The following is a 16033-nucleotide window of genomic DNA, read 5'->3' on the forward strand; positions in this document are numbered from 1 at the left end:
AACGACCACTCGCGATTCGTCAGATCCCCCCGGCCCATGACCCAACCAACGAGCCACCGGTCAGAAAGTCGCATGATCCGCCGGACAGTGCCTAGGACCTACCGCCTTCTGGTGACGGGACGCGAGCGGAAGGCCATCAACCGGAACTACTTCAACTCCTGCGTGTGGAAGCCGTCCCGGGAGCACGGCTTCCACGCCCTGCCCCACTTCTTCGCCTCCGAGAAACTGGAGGCCGGCGAATCGGTCGTCTCCCTGGCGCGCTGGCTGGGGCACTCCGACCCAGGGTTCACGCTGCGGAAGTACTCCCACTTCCTGCCCCGGGCCGGCGCACGAGGCAGCGCTGCCATCGACGCGATCTCCGCACAGCCGTGGCCGGTCGGTAGAGCCTGTGGAGCGTAGCTCGCCGCACAGGCCCAAAGTCCCAGAGAAGTCCCAGACATGCCGCCGCACCCCTCCCTGTCCCGCGAAATGGCAGGCCGGACGGGGTGTGGCGGCATCCTCGTATCAGATGTCCCGGAAGATCTCGATCTGGGCGCCCACGGAGTTGAGGCGTTCCGCCAGCTCCTCGTACCCCCGGTTGATGACGTACACGTTGCGCAGGACGGACGTGCCCTCGGCCGCCATCATGGCGAGCAGGACCACCACCGCCGGGCGCAGGGCCGGCGGGCACATCATCTCGGCGGCGCGCCAGCGGGTCGGGCCGTCGACCAACACCCGGTGCGGGTCGAGGAGTTGGAGCCTGCCGCCGAGGCGGTTCAGGTCGGTGAGGTAGATGGCGCGGTTGTCGTAGACCCAGTCGTGGATCAGGGTCTGGCCGTGGGCCGAGGCGGCGATCGCCGCGAAGAACGGCACGTTGTCGATGTTCAGCCCGGGGAAGGGCATGGGGTGGATCTTGTCGATCGGCGCCTCCAGCTTGGAGGGGCGGACCGTCAGGTCGACGAGGCGGGTGCGGCCGTTGTCGGCCACGTACTCCGCCGTGCGGTCGCAGTCGACGCCCATCTCCTCCAGGACCGCGAGCTCGATCTCCAGGAACTCGATCGGTACCCGGCGGATCGTCAGCTCGGACTCCGTCACCACGGCGGCGGCGAGGAGGCTCATCGCCTCGACCGGGTCCTCGGAGGGGGAGTAGTCGACGTCCACGTCGATGTGCGGGACGCCGTGCACGGTCAGGGTCGTCGTGCCGATGCCGTCGACGCGTACGCCCAGGGCCTCCAGGAAGAAGCAGAGGTCCTGGACCATGTAGTTGGAGGAGGCGTTGCGGATGACGGTCGTGCCGTCGTGCCGGGCGGCGGCCAGCAGGGCGTTCTCGGTCACGGTGTCGCCGCGCTCGGTCAGCACGATGGGGCGGCCGGGGGTGACCGTGTGGTCGACCTGGGCGTGGTAGATGCCCTCGGTCGCGGCTATCTCCAGGCCGAAGCGGCGCAGCGCGATCATGTGCGGCTCGATGGTGCGGGTGCCGAGGTCGCAGCCGCCCGCGTACGGGAGCTTGAAGCGGTCCATGCGGTGCAGCAGCGGGCCGAGGAACATGATGATGGAACGGGTCCGGCGGGCGGCGTCCGCGTCGATCGCGTCCATGTCGAGGCTGGCGGGCGGGACGATCTCCAGGTCGGTCCCGTCGTTGATCCAGCGGGTCCGCACGCCGATGGAGTTCAGCACCTCCAGGAGGCGGTAGACCTCCTCGATGCGGGCGACCCGGCGGAGCACCGTGCGGCCCTTGTTGAGGAGCGAGGCGCAGAGCAGTGCCACGCACGCGTTCTTGCTCGTCTTGACGTCGATGGCGCCGGAGAGCCGGCGGCCGCCGACCACGCGCAGGTGCATCGGTCCGGCGTACCCGAGGGACACGATCTCACTGTCGAGAGCCTCGCCGATGCGCGCGATCATCTCAAGGCTGATGTTCTGATTGCCGCGCTCGATGCGGTTGACCGCGCTCTGGCTGGTGCCGAGCGCCTCGGCGAGCTGGCTCTGCGTCCAGCCCCGGTGCTGGCGGGCGTCGCGTATGAGCTTGCCGATGCGTACGAGGTAATCGTCTGACATGGCGAAAGGTTATCTCAGATATGAGATGAGCCGAACGGTGGGGTGCGGCATTCGGGTGACGCATGGGCGTGTCGGCGCGGCAGTTGCGGCCCGGGGCGCGGGCGAGCGCTGTCCGGGGCGTTGTCGCCTTCCATGTTCCGCCCGGGCCGCCGTGGCCGCCCGTGTTGCGCGTCCGTACGGGGCAGGAGGCGGAGCGAGGGGCCGGGCGCGGGGCCCGGGCCCCGCACTCGTGAGGGAGTCAGCCCTCGAAGCCCGCGCCGTGCAGGATCGCGTCGATACGGGTGCGGTGGGCCGCCTCCCAGTCGTCCAGGCTCTCCGCGGCCTCCTTGGCCGCCTTCGCCCGCGCGTCCAGGAGCACCTGCCCGGCGCCGGAGCGCGGGACGACCACGACACCCTCCTCGTCGGCCACCACGATGTCCCCGGCGGCCACGTCGACCCCGCCGCACCGCACGGGGCGGTTGAGCGGCTCCACCGCCTTCTTCGTTCCGGGGATGGGGATGACACCCCTGGCGAAGACCGGGAAGCCCATCGCGCGGACCTCGGCGAGGTCGCGGATCACCCCGTCGGCCACGAAGGCGGCTATGCCCCGGCGTTGGGCCACGGCGCAGACGTTGCCGCCGGCGAGCGCGAAGTCGACGTCACCCGACTCGACGACGATGACGGAGCCGGGCTCCGCGCGGTGGATGGCCGCGTGCAGCATGAGGTTGTCGCCGGGCGGGCACCGGACCGTGAACGCCGGTCCGGCGACCCGGGGGGACGGCGTCCACAGGGGCCGGATGCCGATGTCCATGACCTGCCCGCGCCCCAGGAGGTCGGCGAGGGTGGTCGGAGAGATGTCCGTGAACTCGTTCGCGTCGTTCATGTTCCTCCGTCGTCCGGTTCTGCCCGGTCGGTCGGCCAGATGTCGTAACAGACCGTCTCAGAGGGTGTGTTGGCCGGGGCTCGCGGGGTGCGGTCACGACGGCCGGCCGGAGTCGGTGAGGTGCTCCTTCAGCCGGGTGTGGCGGAACTGGTAGACCGCGCCGACCTGGCGCAGTACGCCTCGGGCGCGGGCGTCTTCCAGGAAGGTGCTCATCCTCCAGGGAAGGGTTCCTCGCAGAGGGAGCCAGAGGCGGACAAGGGCCATCCACCTGCCCCATGCGGTCAGCGTGAGGATTCCGAAGGCTGCGGCGAGCCCGCCGGTGATCCCGCTCTGGAGACCAAGTGCGAAGCCATTGAAATGAGTGACAGCGGCTCCGTACCCCAGTCCGAGGACCAGCCCCGCCGTGGCTGCCTGAACGAGCACGATGGTGCGGTTCTTGCGCAAGAGGTCCGTGGCACCGACTGATTCGTTCGGCGTGGCCTCTGTCTCGAACCAGGCGACCAGGGTGAGGACGATCCCCAGCCCCACTCCGAGCATGAGCCCGGCTACGAGCCAGTTCCCGAAGATCAGGGCGACCGAGAGCAAGGAGAACGACTGAAGACTCACGTAGACCGCGAGTGCACCACCGTAGACGGTCCCGAAAATGAGTCCGCCGACCAGCCCGCCGCCGGTTCTGAGGAGGAAGCTCTCCCGTACTCTCCCCCACCGCTTGCCGCGCGGCTCGCTGCTGGTGGCGATCTGCATGCGGGACGGTGTGAACAGGGCGTTGACCTTGACCGTTGATGTGAATCCGTGCAGGATCCCGAAGGCCGCCCCGATGCCGAGCACGTTCACCAGCATGGTCAAAGAAGCCAACGCGAGGGAGCCTGCCGACATGGCGACGGCGGCACTCGCCGTTCCCGATACGAGCCCGCACAGCGATCCCGAGACGGCCATGCGCAGAGGCAGGCTCATGGTCGTGCCCAGTCGCCACCACTCGATGTCCTCTGAGCCCGAGCCCTGTTTTTCCAGGTGCTCGGCGAGGTAGCGGAGCCAGTCACCTGCTTTCTCGGCACTCCAGCGTTGGTGTAGCGGAACGGACGGGTTGCGTTTGTCGTTGTACGCCCTTCGGAAGAAGGCGTTCAGAAGTTGCCATTCCAATGTGTCAGAGGTGTCCGAGGTGTCGGACCTTGCGAGTTCCAGCAGGGACGCAGGCGTGCCGCCAGACTTGCAGAAGTCCGTGACCATGGTGAACATCAGTGGCGTAGCCAGCGCGGTGGTGAGCTGCTTCACCGCCGGGGCATCGGGATGGTTGCGCAACTCCTTCAGAACAACTGGCCAACCCTTCAAATCGCCAAGCCGGGCGGAACAGTCGGCGAGAGTGAGGCCCGTCAGCTCGATCCCTGGGAAGAGGCCTCCGTCCGGCTCGATGCCTTTGAGGGGTTCGGGGCGGCTGGTCAGCAGTATCGGCAGGTTCGAAGTTTTGATCTCCTGCAACGCGGGCTCGTAGAGGTTCGGTGCCATCTCGTCGAACCCGTCCAGGACCGCGAGTACATCGCCCTCGGTCATGAGTTCAGCGGCCCACGTCGTTTGCTCCTCGCCCGTTCGTCTGGCCAGAAATGGATAATCCCGCTCCAAGCGGTCGATCAACCAATCTTTGAGGTACATATGGGTGGGGTTCCATGATCCCAGACTGAAGATCACCGGCACCGGTCCCTGACCGGCCGGGTTGGCTTTCTCCAGTAGATTCTGGGCGAAGCGCCGAACCAGTACGGACTTCCCTGAACCGCCCTTGCCCAGGATCAGCAGTTTGCCGCGCTTTTCCCACAGGTAGACAGCGACGAGGCCACTCAGCTGTCCTGTCAGGTCCAGCGGGGAAGTGCGCGCCAGTGCCACCGACGTCTCTCGGGCGCCATCCCGCTGGCCAGTGATTTTTCTGGACGCGGCCCTGCAATGCAGGGGCAACGGCTCTCCGGACTCTACTTCTTTCTGAATCGGGTCATTCTCCAGCCCGGTACGAACGGCTCGCCCGAGGGCGTGGAGGGCTTCGGCCCGCGTTCTCGGGCGGCGGCTCGGCCGGTGGTCGTCCGTGGTGCCGTGGCCGACACCTCGGACGTCGACGAGCGCTGGCGGACCGCCGCCGAAATGTCGCAGATGCTCAATGAACTCGGGGTCGTCGACGAAGGTGCGGGCAGGGCAGGCGTGCAGGCGGCTGTTCGCGAACATCTTGTCGTCGTGGATGACGACACCGACGAGACGGTTCTGGCAGAAGACCGCAGTGCCGGAAGCCCCGACCCACGGCCGCTCTCCGTCCGTGGGTGAGACCGGTGTCGGCCCTTGGTCCAGGACGCAGAGGTCCTGCGCGCCGGTGCCGCCGGCCAGGGGAGGGAGCTCCCCTCTCAGGTGCTCCACCCTGTGCTGCCCGCCCTTGTAGGCCGCGTAGGGGTACCCGAGACCTTCGTAGGGCAGTGGGGTTCTGCCGGCGGGCCGCCCCCAGAGCACTATTCCGGGTGCGTCGACCTCGTTGTCCAGCAGCAGCAGGGCGGCATCGCGGTTGTCGGGGGCGGTCCAGCACACACTTCCCCGGAGGACCGAGCGGTACGTGCCGCCGTCCTGGGGGTGCCCCACGCGTACCTCGATCCTCTCCCACTTCGAGCCGTCGCTCTTCTGTACGACGTGGTGAGCTGTCAGTACGAGGCGAGGGGCGATCAGGTAGCCGGTGCCGACGCTGCGGAACCGATCGTCGTCGCCGCCTCTGATCAGAGCCAGTCTCTCCTTTTGCAACTCAGCCCTCGTCATCCCAGGAACCGGACTGCTGGAGACGGATCTCGGGGCTTCTTCCTCCTGCGGCCCGGTCCTTCACCTGAAGTTTCAGTGTCAACTTGTGGGAACGGGACGAGGAATGCGAACCGGACCCACCCGCGGTCGCCACCCCGAACTGCAACTTCCCCTCACCCCTGACGTCGTCGCGCAGCTCCAGCAGCAGTTCGAGCTGGGCTTCTTCGATCTCGAAGGCGAACTGCTGCTGGGCTCCCTGGGCCTGGGCCTGGTAGAGCTCCTGCCGCAGTTCCTCGATGGCTGCGGCCAACCCGATCGTCGTCATGGCTGCTCCTCGTCGACGTGAGGTGGGTGAGGGGATTGAGCGGTGGAAAGTGGTTATGTAGATTCCGGTTCTATGGGCGAACCAGTCAGGGAATCTGGCCGGTTTTCCCCTTTCCTGGACATATTCGATCGTGCCGATAGGGCGGTGGCCGGGGTGGCCGGTGAACGGAAGCCGATCTGGATCTCGTTGGGGATGAGTGCGAGGTTCTGCCTGGCGATGGGGGCCTCCCGTAGGCGAGTTCACGACCCCGAGCGGCGTGCCGCGAGTCGGTTGCCCTCGCTGTACCGTACCGGACGTTGCTCTTGCGCCGGCTTTGTGAAAGATCACTCGCGGAACAGCTTTCGGATGGGGTGAGAGCCGGGCGAGGGGTGTGGAACTCCTGATGTACAGTCATTTCGAAGGAGAGTGCACACTCGCTCGAAAGGCGCTGTCGCCGCGGCCGCCCCTTGTGCCCGGCGTCGTGATGTTCTGCTGTGCGGGCGGTGTGTGTGCCGACAGAGGTATCACTCAAAGGCCGACCGCCTTCCTGGAAGTGCGCCACGTGCCTCTCGGAACCGGAGTCGCCCGGGCGGTGTCTTTCCAGTGACGCCGCGGATCCTGCTGGTCGAGATCGTCCGGGATTCGCGAATCCGGTACGGGTGTGCGGCCTGGAGCAACGCCAGGAATGAGAGCCATTCCGCAATCGAGCACCCTGAGCAACAGACGGGGGTCAATTCATGATCAATAAATGCGGCAGGTCAAGGGCAGGGGTAATCCTTGGGGCCGCGACAACTTTGGCGGCGGTGAACGGAGTCGTGGGCATCGTCGGTGCCGGGACGGCTGCCGCGCAACCATTCGCCCGCACATTCGACTACACATGCTCGTCCACTGTGACCGGCACTCAGTCGACCAGGGTGACGATCGATTCGAACATTCCGGATTCGATCAAGGTCGGCGAGCCAGGCAGGACCATCTCCGTCGACGCGGTGGCGACGGTGAGCGCGGGGATCACCGACTGGCTCACCGGGATCGGTGCGCAGACCGTTGAGGGCACGGTGACCGCGACGGCCCATGTGGCCGGGCCGCAGGGCGACTTCGACATGAAGGTTCCGTTCAGCATGGCCAGGAGGAAGGTTCCGGCGTCCGGTTCGTTCAGGGTCACCGCGACCGCCAGCGTGACCACGCCCACCTTCAGCCGGTCGGGCAAGGGCAGGGTCACCGCCGGAGACCTCGCCCTCCGTCTCGTCGCCAGGAACGGGACAATGTATGCCTGGGGCGACGGGGCGTGCACCCTGAACGCCAACAGCAGCAACTTCGTGAAGTCCTTCACCATCACGGAGCCGGGTTCCGGGTCCTCCACCGCTCCACGGCCGACGACCGGTGCGAAGCCGCCCGCTTCGCACCCGGCGGCCGGATCGGTGGCATCCGCTCCTCCGAGGCGGACGTCGGGTGCGGGACCGGCTACCGGGCCCGGGCGGACGACCGGACCCGTGACCGCTGACGTTCCGAAACCGGCCACGCCGGCGGCCACCGGGCCCGTGGCGGGCGGCGCGCCCACGTCCGGCACGCTGGATCCGGAGGCTTCCGGCCCTGCGGCCGCGATCAGCCCCACCCCCGTGGCCCAGGGCTCGACCGAGCCCGTGATTACCCGTGGAGCCCCGGCCGGAGGTCTCGGCGTCAAGGAGTTCGTGCTGCTTGCCGTGGGCGTGCTCGTCGCCTGCGTCGGCACCTTCTTCCTCGGCATGCGGCTGAAGGCCCGCCGTGACGGTGACGGTGGAGGGGACGGGCGGCGCGTCGTCCCGGAGCGTGGGCCGCTCACCGGGGCCGCCGGGAGCGGAAGGCCCGATGCCACGGGGCACGGGAACGGCTTGGACGTTGTCGTCCCCGGGCATCAGGGGCGCGACGCCAAGCCGGTGGTGCGCGGTGGTGCGGGCGGGAAGGCCATGGGCGGCCAGGTTCGTCCGGCATCGCGTCATGCGCTGCACCGGGTCGGCCGACAGGGCGCGGGGGTGCGGTCGTGCGCGGGCGCCGATGTCAACGGTCGGCTCCCGGAACCACTCGGTGTCGATGACGCCGATGACATGGTCGTTCGCTGACCGATCGGCTGGAAGTCCGGCACCGGCCACCTTCGGGAGGTGCCGGCACGAGGGTCGTCCCCCGGTTCGTGGGCGGGGCGGCCCTTCGTCGTGCCCGGTGTATCCGTCGCCCGGCCACCGGCCCCGATCAGGGCCGCGCGGCTCGTGCTCCGTGAGCCCGAGGTCCGGGACCGTGCGGCGGTCGTCGCGCATCGGCGATCTGCTTCTCCAGCCCGGCTGGAACCTGCTCACGGGGGTAATGGGGCACCGACGCGGTGTAGGTGCAGGTGCTTCCAGAACACCGTGATCCACCGGTCCGGTTCACGGGCGGGGTGCCGACGAGTGGTCGAGGACCGGGCGGACCTTGGTGAGCATCAGGTCGAGGAACGCCCCGGGGTGCCGGAAGGAGGCGAAGTGACTGGCGTCGGGGATCAGGGCGAAGTCCTTCACCGGCGCGTCGACGTCGTCGAAGAACCGCCGGGCGGGCCCGGGCGGGGTGAGGACGTCCCGCGCGCCCTGGAAGACGAAGAAGGGGAGGGCGAAGGAGGTGCCCTCGTGCCACTCGTCGATGGTCACCGCCTCCGGCGCGAGCCGTTCGGAGAAGGTCATCCCCTTCATGTAGGCGCCGAGCCCCCGGAGCGTGTGCTGCGGTGAGAACCACAGCGAGCGGACCACCACGGTCTTCATGGTGTCGTAGGACAGTGGGTCGCTGGTGATGACCAGCTTGTTGTACATGGACCACTGCGGGGTGGTCCACGCGGCGCGGTCGGCCCCCATCTCCGTGGCCCGGGCCAGTTCCTTGCGCTTGCCGGTCCGCCGCAGGCGTTCCAGCAGGGCCTCGTAGGCGGAGGTGTCGCGGCCGCCCCCGGCGATGTTCTGGTCGGTGCCGACGTACGCGGAGTACAGCTCGGGGTGGCTGCGGGCGAGGCGCAGCCCCAGCACCGTGCCGAAGGAGTTGGCGACCAGGAGCACCTTGGGGACGCCGAGCCGGGTGCGGACGTGTCCGGTGACTTCCACGGCGTCGCGGTGGAGCCGGTCCAGCGTGAAGTCGCCCTGCCCCTCGGCTCCGTTGCGTACGAAGGTCCGGCCGGCGCCCCTCATGTCCCACCGCACGATCGTGAAGTGCCGCTCCCAGGCGCGGGTGCGGGGCAGGAAGACGTGGTTGGCGGCGCCGGGGCCGCCGTGGAGCTCCAGGATCACCGGATTGCGGCGGTTGTCGCCGCGCACCGAGATCCACTGGTCGATGCCGCCGATCCGGACGAACCCCGACTCGTCGATGCCCTCGGGGGCCGTGATGCGGAGCCGCTTCGCGTGGGCGGCGCGCTTGAACTGCCGGTATCCCAGCAGACCTGCTGCCGGAGCAGCGAGGGCGGTGGCGGCGGTCGCGGTGATGATGGTACCGATCATGGTTGACTCCATAAACTGTTTATGGGGTAAGCGGTGAGCTTTAAGGTATATACAGTTGTCGTCGGGTGTCAACGCCCCGCCGGGAGCCCCGTGCCGATCGGGGCCCGGAGGGGGATCGGAGAGGAGCGGGAGCCATGGCCGGAACCGGAGCCGGGGAGAAGAAGGCGCGCGATCTGCGGGCCGGGGTCGCGCTGCTGTGGGGTGAACAGGGGCGGCCCACGCGCGGCCCCAAGCCCAGCCTCACCCCGCACCGGATCGCCGAGGCGGCCGTCGGGCTCGCGGATGCCGAGGGTCTGGACGCCGTCTCGATGAACAAGGTCGCCGCCGCCTTCGGCGTCTCCGCGATGGCCCTGTACCGCTACGTCCCCGGCAAGACCGAGCTCGTGGAGCTGATGGTGGAGGCCGTGGTGAGGGATGCCCCCGACCTCGCGGCCGAGGCGCCGGACTGGCGGTCGCGCCTGACCGCCTGGGCCCGCTCCTGCCGGGAGGTGTACCGTGCCCACCCGTGGCTGCTGGCCGCCACGATGATGCGCCGCCAGCTCATGGGCCCCCACCAGCTCGCCTGGCTCGACGCCGCCCTCGGGATCCTGGAGCCCACCGGCCTGACCGCGCCCCAGCGGCACCAGGTCTTCCTGCTCGTCATGGGCCACGTGCGCAGCCTCGCCCAGCAGGCCGCCGACTTCGACGCGGAGCACGAGCGGCAGTGGCTCGACCTGACCGGCGAGCTGCTCACGCGTCACGCCGACCGCTTCCCGGCGCTCACGCGCGCCATCGACGCCGGTGCCTTCGCGCCGGATGCCGCTACCGGGGCGGACGAGGACCCGTTCGAGTTCGGGCTCTCGCGCATCCTCGACGGCGTCCAGGCCCTCGTCGACCGTCCCGGGTCCTGAGTCCCGGGTCCGGGGCCGGCGGGGTGCCGGGGCGCGGGGTCGCGGTCATCCTGGTTCTGTCCGGGTCGTTCCGTCGGGGCGGCCGGGTCCGCCGGTCGCGTCCGGACTCCGCCGCGGCGGGCCGACGGTGCCCGCGCATGACCGCGCCGGGGTGATGTACTAGAGTTATCTCGACATCGAGATATATGCCGAAGGCGCAGCGCGGTCCGCGGGAAGTAAGGGTTACCTAACCAATCCTCACTCTAGCGGACGGTCGAGGGGCCGTAGGCGGCACCACGCGGCGCCTGGCGTGACGAGGCGCGGCGCGGAGTACGCGCACATTGATGAAGGAGACTGTCGTGTCGGCGAACAGCTTCGACGCCCGCAGCACGCTGCGCGTGGGCGACGAGTCGTACGAGATCTTCAGGCTGGACAAGGTCGAGGGCTCCGCGCGCCTCCCCTACAGCCTGAAGGTGCTGCTGGAGAACCTGCTCCGCACCGAGGACGGCGCGAACATCACCGCCGACCACATCCGGGCGCTCGGTGGCTGGGACTCGCAGGCGCAGCCCAGCCAGGAGATCCAGTTCACGCCGGCCCGCGTGATCATGCAGGACTTCACCGGTGTGCCGTGTGTCGTGGACCTCGCCACCATGCGTGAGGCCGTCAAGGAGCTGGGCGGCGACCCGGCCAAGATCAACCCGCTCGCCCCGGCCGAGCTGGTCATCGACCACTCCGTCATCGCGGACAAGTTCGGCACCAACGACGCGTTCGCGCAGAACGTCGAGCTGGAGTACGGCCGCAACAAGGAGCGCTACCAGTTCCTGCGCTGGGGCCAGACCGCCTTCGACGAGTTCAAGGTCGTCCCCCCGGGCACCGGCATCGTCCACCAGGTCAACATCGAGAAGCTGGCCCGTACGGTCATGGTCCGCAACGGCCAGGCCTACCCCGACACCCTGGTCGGCACCGACTCGCACACCACCATGGTCAACGGCCTCGGTGTGCTGGGCTGGGGCGTCGGCGGCATCGAGGCCGAGGCCGCGATGCTGGGCCAGCCGGTCTCCATGCTCATCCCGCGCGTCGTCGGCTTCAAGCTGACCGGCGAGCTCCCGGCCGGCACCACCGCCACCGACCTGGTGCTGACCATCACCGAGATGCTCCGCAAGCACGGCGTCGTCGGCAAGTTCGTCGAGTTCTACGGTGAGGGCGTCGCCGCCACCTCGCTCGCCAACCGCGCCACCATCGGCAACATGTCGCCGGAGTTCGGCTCCACCGCCGCGATCTTCCCGATCGACGACGAGACGCTGAAGTACCTGCGCCTGACCGGCCGTGACGAGCAGCAGGTCGCGCTCGTCGAGGCGTACGCCAAGGAGCAGGGCCTCTGGCTCGACCCGGCCGCCGAGCCGGACTTCTCCGAGAAGCTGGAGCTGGACCTCTCGACGGTCGTCCCGTCGATCGCCGGCCCGAAGCGCCCGCAGGACCGCATCGTCCTCGCCAACGCCGCCGAGCAGTTCAAGAGCGACGTCCTCAACTACGTCGCCACCGCCGACGAGGCGGGCGAGGAGTCCTTCCCGGCCTCCGACGCCCCGGCCGCCACCAACGGCACCCCGTCGAACCCGGTCACCGTGACCGCCCCCGACGGCTCGACGTACGAGATCGACCACGGCGCCGTCACCGTCGCCGCGATCACCTCCTGCACCAACACCTCGAACCCGTACGTCATGGTCGCCGCGGCGCTCGTGGCGAAGAAGGCGGTCGAGAAGGGCCTGTCCCGCAAGCCGTGGGTCAAGACCACCCTCGCCCCGGGCTCGAAGGTCGTCACCGACTACTTCGACAAGGCGGGTCTGACCCCGTACCTCGACAAGGTCGGCTTCAACCTCGTCGGCTACGGCTGCACCACCTGCATCGGCAACTCCGGCCCGCTGCCGGAGGAGGTCTCCAAGGCGGTCAACGACCACGACCTGGCCGTGACCTCGGTGCTCTCCGGCAACCGCAACTTCGAGGGCCGGATCAACCCCGACGTCAAGATGAACTACCTGGCGTCCCCGCCGCTGGTCGTCGCGTACGCCATCGCCGGTTCGATGAAGGTGGACATCACCAAGGACGCCCTGGGCATCGACCAGGACGGCAAGCCGGTCTACCTGGCGGACATCTGGCCGTCCGAGGCCGAGGTCAACGACGTCGTCGCCAACTCCATCGGCGAGGACATGTTCAACAAGTCCTACCAGGACGTCTTCGCGGGCGACGCCCAGTGGCAGGCGCTGTCGATCCCGACCGGCAACACCTTCGAGTGGGACGCCGAGTCCACCTACGTGCGCAAGCCCCCGTACTTCGAGGGCATGACGATGGAGACGACCCCGGTCGCCGACATCACGGGCGCCCGCGTCCTCGCCAAGCTGGGCGACTCGGTCACCACCGACCACATCTCCCCGGCCGGTGCGATCAAGGCCGACACCCCGGCCGGCCAGTACCTCACGGAGCACGGCGTCGAGCGCCGTGACTTCAACTCCTACGGCTCGCGCCGAGGCAACCACGAGGTCATGATCCGAGGCACGTTCGCCAACATCCGCCTGCGCAACCAGATCGCCCCGGGCACCGAGGGTGGCTTCACCCGCGACTTCACCCGGGACGGCGCGCCGGTCTCGTTCATCTACGACGCCTCGCAGAACTACCAGGCCGCCGGCACGCCGCTGGTGATCCTGGCGGGCAAGGAGTACGGCTCCGGCTCGTCCCGTGACTGGGCCGCCAAGGGCACCGCGCTCCTCGGCGTCAAGGCCGTCGTCGCCGAGTCCTACGAGCGCATCCACCGCTCGAACCTCATCGGCATGGGCGTCCTCCCGCTCCAGTTCCCCGAGGGCGCGAACGCCGAGTCCCTCGGCCTGACCGGCGAGGAGACCTTCTCCATCACCGGCGTGACCGAGCTGAACGACGGCACCACGCCGCGCACGGTCAAGGTGTCCACCGACACCGGTGTGGAGTTCGACGCGGTCGTCCGCATCGACACCCCCGGCGAGGCGGACTACTACCGCAACGGCGGCATCATGCAGTACGTGCTGCGCGACCTTGTCGGTAGCTGAGCTGATGTGAACGAGCGGCTCCGCCCCTGCGCCCCGCGCTGAGGGCGGGGCGCTCGCGCTCGACGGGGCGGAAGGTGCGCGGGCGACCATGGACGCACGCGATCTGCTCCCGGGGTGGAGCTGAGCACCCTACGACGAAGAACCCCGCACCTGTGCCAGGTGCGGGGTTCTTCTGTTCCCGCGAGCGTGTGACGAACGAGCCCGGCCTGAACGGGAGGTGGCTCGAGTCGGTCGGAGTGCCGATGGCCGCCGCCATACGCGGAAGCCGTGCACCTGACTTTCAGGCGCATGTCCAGGAGTCCTCGGTCAAGTAGGAACGAATTGACACACGAGAGCGAAGCGGCGCCCGACCGCGACCCGTACGACCGGGAGCTGACCACCGTGCTCCACGACCGCGTCAAGGAAAGCCTGACCGGACTCTCCACCGCGGGCCGACCGGTCACCATCACCCTCGACGGCCTCATCGTTCCCGGCGACAGCGCGCCGGCCAGCGAGACCGACGAGCCGGAATCGTCCCGAGAGCGGCGAAGAGGTTTTCGTAGAGACGGCCGCTGCGGTGGGCGGTTCGGGTGGCGAGCGAGGTGGAGCGGGTGCCGGTGATGCATGTGATGAGGTCGAGGTCGCGGATCACGCCGACATCGGTGATCCGTACCGGGTATGCACCGATGCGGCGGGTGGCGACGGAGAAGACGTCTCCGAGGTAGCCGTTCTCAAGTCGCTGCCGGAGGGCGATGAGGGTGGGGTTGAACCGTTCGACGTAGCCGACGGCGGCCGGAACTCCATCGGTCTGAAACGCTGCGGCAAGCCGGAGTGCTGATGCGGAGTCGCCGGTCAGCGGCTTCTCGATGAGGGGCGGGACTCCGGCGGTGGCGAGGCGGTTCCCAGCGGTGTTCCATTACGACGCCGCCCAGACCGTGGGCGGTTGATGTTGATGCGTGGCCAATCCGCGACGATTACGAAGTTGGCGTGTGTGGCCAGGTCCGCTGCTCCGGCCAGCGTCTGCGGTCTGCCGCAGTACAACTGAATCTCGCCTGCGGTGTCCAGGCGGCGCAGGGTGTCGCGAAGGTCGGCTGCGTCGCAGTCGGTGGCCCGCTCCAGCTTTCGCAGGGAGGTGTGGGTGGCCCCGCCGGAATGTGCCCACCTGTGTGCACAGTGGAGGAGGAGGGCGTCCACGGCCGGGTGGTCAGCGCCGGGCTGCCGAACTGTACGTTCGAGGCGGCGGAACATGAACTCGACCTGGTGTGATAACCGGCCCATGGCCCGGTCGTGGTCTCTGCGGGCGCGGGCGCGGGCGCGGGCTCTGTCGAGGGCTTGACGGGCGTTGGCCATGGCCACCTCGTGAGGGATGACCTCATGATCCTGGGAGTTCTTCATCACGCCTGGACTCGACTCCTTGTAAGGATCGCGCATCACGTGGACAGGCCTCTCGAGGTATTGCGCTGATCTGGCAGTCATCCAAGTGGTCCCGTTCGACGACGGCATCGCGTCCCGTAGGCCCGGAGCGTGCAACGCTGTCGACCACCGCACGGGACGACTATCGACAGCGGTCGAGGCGCGTCGGGCGCCCTCAGCTCGTTTCTGTCGGACTTCAGCGGGTGTTTTGAAGAGCGTACGAACAACCCCTAAAGAATTCTGGAACGAGTCTGTTCGGGTGAATTATCCGCACTGAATGCGCATGACTTGTGCGCGCGTTGCCGATTTTTCGCTCCGCCTGCGCCTCAGGCTGGGTAGCAGTCGGGATGGGTACGCAGACCGGGAATATCAGTTATCTGACGCCCGTTGGTGGAGGTTCGATGCGCGGAGCGGGGAGCGTGTAGTGGGAACCTCGGTACTCAGGCGAAGGGTTGTGCCCTTTCGTGGAAACGACGCAAAACCGGATTTCAGTAATTATTCGACCACTCTAAGTGGTCGCCTTTTGGAGGTGACATGCGCAGATACTTCAAGGGTCTCTTCCCCATAATCGCAGCCGTCCTTCTGGCCGTGCTCAACTCCGCGCCGGCCAATGCCGTCGACGCCCCGGACGGTGAAGGCGGCTATCACCACATAGTCAACCGCCGCTCTGGCCTATGTCTAGCCGTCCCAGGAGGCAGTCAGGCCCCTGCCGAGCAACTCAACCAGTTCACGTGCGGAGCGTGGGCCGACCACTTCTGGAATGTGGAGTACAAATTCAAAGACAGCAACTTGGACCGCTGGTACTACATCAAGAACAAAAACAGCGACATGTGCCTGTCTGTCGACGCGGCACGGACAGAGAGCAATGCCCCGGTTACTCAGTATCCCTGCGGGGGACACCCCGATCAGTACTGGAAGATCTCCGGCTGGGAATTTAGGGAGAACGGCCAGTTGATCAGTGGTGAAGCTCTGATCAACTGGAACAGCGGCTTGTGTATGGCACCGCTGGGCGGCAGTAGCGCCAACACCGCTCCCATCATCCAGACCAGCTGCGCGTCCGCAAGCGACCGCATTTGGTTGTAACCGAGAAGGGGCGGGGACTGGCGCGGTGGCTGATGCTCCGCATTCCAGTTCCCGCCGCTGTCGTCCCTCGCACGTCCGGGCCAGACCCGAAGGGCGTCTTCGCGGTGCTCGTGGACGGCGGTTCTCTGGCGTCGGGCTGTCGACCAAGACGATCGACTGGGACCTGATCCGCCAGC

11 protein-coding genes and 1 pseudogene are annotated in these 16033 nt (G+C 68.0%); 6 read left to right on the forward strand and 6 right to left on the reverse strand.

What is annotated here, in order from left to right; translation table 11 throughout:
* The first annotated feature begins 111 nt into the window (after positions 1-111).
* Entirely contained in the window at positions 112-399 is a 288-nt protein-coding gene (locus tag ACIQGQ_RS16675) for a hypothetical protein (RefSeq protein ID WP_402396062.1), read from the forward strand.
* Between the two features lie 105 nt (positions 400-504).
* On the opposite strand, the gene ACIQGQ_RS16680 is transcribed toward ACIQGQ_RS16675, so the two are convergent.
* The 4 genes from ACIQGQ_RS16680 to ACIQGQ_RS16695 form a co-directional block, all read right to left on the reverse strand.
* Positions 505-2034 carry a helix-turn-helix domain-containing protein gene (locus ACIQGQ_RS16680; RefSeq protein ID WP_402396065.1) on the reverse strand — a complete coding sequence of 510 codons (1530 nt, stop codon included), beginning with the start codon at positions 2032-2034 and terminating at the stop codon, positions 505-507.
* A gap of 238 nt (positions 2035-2272) precedes the next feature.
* The gene (locus ACIQGQ_RS16685; protein ID WP_402396067.1) at positions 2273-2896 is read right to left on the reverse strand and encodes an RraA family protein; all 624 of its coding nucleotides are present in this window, start codon (positions 2894-2896) and stop codon (positions 2273-2275) included.
* A gap of 93 nt (positions 2897-2989) precedes the next feature.
* A complete protein-coding gene (locus ACIQGQ_RS16690) occupies positions 2990-5674 on the reverse strand; it encodes an NACHT domain-containing protein (protein ID WP_402396069.1) in 2685 nt (894 codons plus the stop codon).
* Positions 5661-5978, reverse strand: coding sequence for a trypco2 family protein (locus ACIQGQ_RS16695; RefSeq protein WP_402396072.1), 318 nt, complete (start codon positions 5976-5978; stop codon positions 5661-5663). The genes ACIQGQ_RS16690 and ACIQGQ_RS16695 overlap by 14 nt, the downstream gene beginning before the upstream one ends.
* A 716-nt stretch (positions 5979-6694) precedes the next feature.
* On the opposite strand from ACIQGQ_RS16695, the pseudogene ACIQGQ_RS16700 reads away from it, so the two are divergent.
* A pseudogene (locus tag ACIQGQ_RS16700) lies at positions 6695-7192 on the forward strand (DUF6801 domain-containing protein); the annotation flags it as partial.
* A 255-nt stretch (positions 7193-7447) separates the two neighbouring features.
* Entirely contained in the window at positions 7448-8053 is a 606-nt protein-coding gene (locus ACIQGQ_RS16705; RefSeq protein ID WP_402396938.1) for a hypothetical protein, read from the forward strand.
* A gap of 300 nt (positions 8054-8353) precedes the next feature.
* Here ACIQGQ_RS16705 and ACIQGQ_RS16710 read toward each other — a convergent pair whose 3' ends face one another.
* Complete coding sequence (locus ACIQGQ_RS16710) at positions 8354-9439, reverse strand: alpha/beta fold hydrolase (RefSeq protein ID WP_402396075.1); 1086 nt, start codon at positions 9437-9439, stop codon at positions 8354-8356.
* 134 nt (positions 9440-9573) lie between these two features.
* Here ACIQGQ_RS16710 and ACIQGQ_RS16715 point away from each other — a divergent pair, with 134 nt between their 5' ends.
* Positions 9574-10329 carry a TetR/AcrR family transcriptional regulator gene (locus ACIQGQ_RS16715; RefSeq protein ID WP_402396077.1) on the forward strand — a complete coding sequence of 252 codons (756 nt, stop codon included), beginning with the start codon at positions 9574-9576 and terminating at the stop codon, positions 10327-10329.
* A 338-nt stretch (positions 10330-10667) separates the two neighbouring features.
* Positions 10668-13382, forward strand: a complete 2715-nt coding sequence (acnA, locus tag ACIQGQ_RS16720; RefSeq protein WP_402396080.1) for an aconitate hydratase AcnA — start codon at positions 10668-10670, stop codon at positions 13380-13382.
* A gap of 831 nt (positions 13383-14213) precedes the next feature.
* On the opposite strand, the gene ACIQGQ_RS16725 is transcribed toward acnA, so the two are convergent.
* Positions 14214-14555, reverse strand: coding sequence for a hypothetical protein (locus ACIQGQ_RS16725; protein WP_402396882.1), 342 nt, complete (start codon positions 14553-14555; stop codon positions 14214-14216).
* A gap of 753 nt (positions 14556-15308) precedes the next feature.
* Here ACIQGQ_RS16725 and ACIQGQ_RS16730 point away from each other — a divergent pair.
* On the forward strand, positions 15309-15857 hold the full coding sequence (locus tag ACIQGQ_RS16730; RefSeq protein ID WP_402396083.1) for an RICIN domain-containing protein: 549 nt from the start codon (positions 15309-15311) through the stop codon (positions 15855-15857).
* Positions 15858-16033: the final 176 nt, after the last annotated feature.

Source organism: Streptomyces sp. NPDC092952 (assembly GCF_044754785.1).
Taxonomy (GTDB): domain Bacteria; phylum Actinomycetota; class Actinomycetes; order Streptomycetales; family Streptomycetaceae; genus Streptomyces.

Excerpts from the sequence above, each read along its gene's own strand:
- ACIQGQ_RS16680 (WP_402396065.1), bottom strand. The coding sequence starts at position 2,034 with ATGTCAGACGATTACCTCGTACGCATCGGCAAGCTCATACGCGACGCC.
- ACIQGQ_RS16685 (WP_402396067.1), bottom strand. The coding sequence starts at position 2,896 with ATGAACGACGCGAACGAGTTCACGGACATCTCTCCGACCACCCTCGCC.
- ACIQGQ_RS16690 (WP_402396069.1), bottom strand. The coding sequence starts at position 5,674 with ATGACGAGGGCTGAGTTGCAAAAGGAGAGACTGGCTCTGATCAGAGGC.
- ACIQGQ_RS16695 (WP_402396072.1), bottom strand. The coding sequence starts at position 5,978 with ATGACGACGATCGGGTTGGCCGCAGCCATCGAGGAACTGCGGCAGGAG.
- ACIQGQ_RS16710 (WP_402396075.1), bottom strand. The coding sequence starts at position 9,439 with ATGATCGGTACCATCATCACCGCGACCGCCGCCACCGCCCTCGCTGCT.
- ACIQGQ_RS16715 (WP_402396077.1), top strand. The coding sequence starts at position 9,574 with ATGGCCGGAACCGGAGCCGGGGAGAAGAAGGCGCGCGATCTGCGGGCC.
- ACIQGQ_RS16730 (WP_402396083.1), top strand. The coding sequence starts at position 15,309 with ATGCGCAGATACTTCAAGGGTCTCTTCCCCATAATCGCAGCCGTCCTT.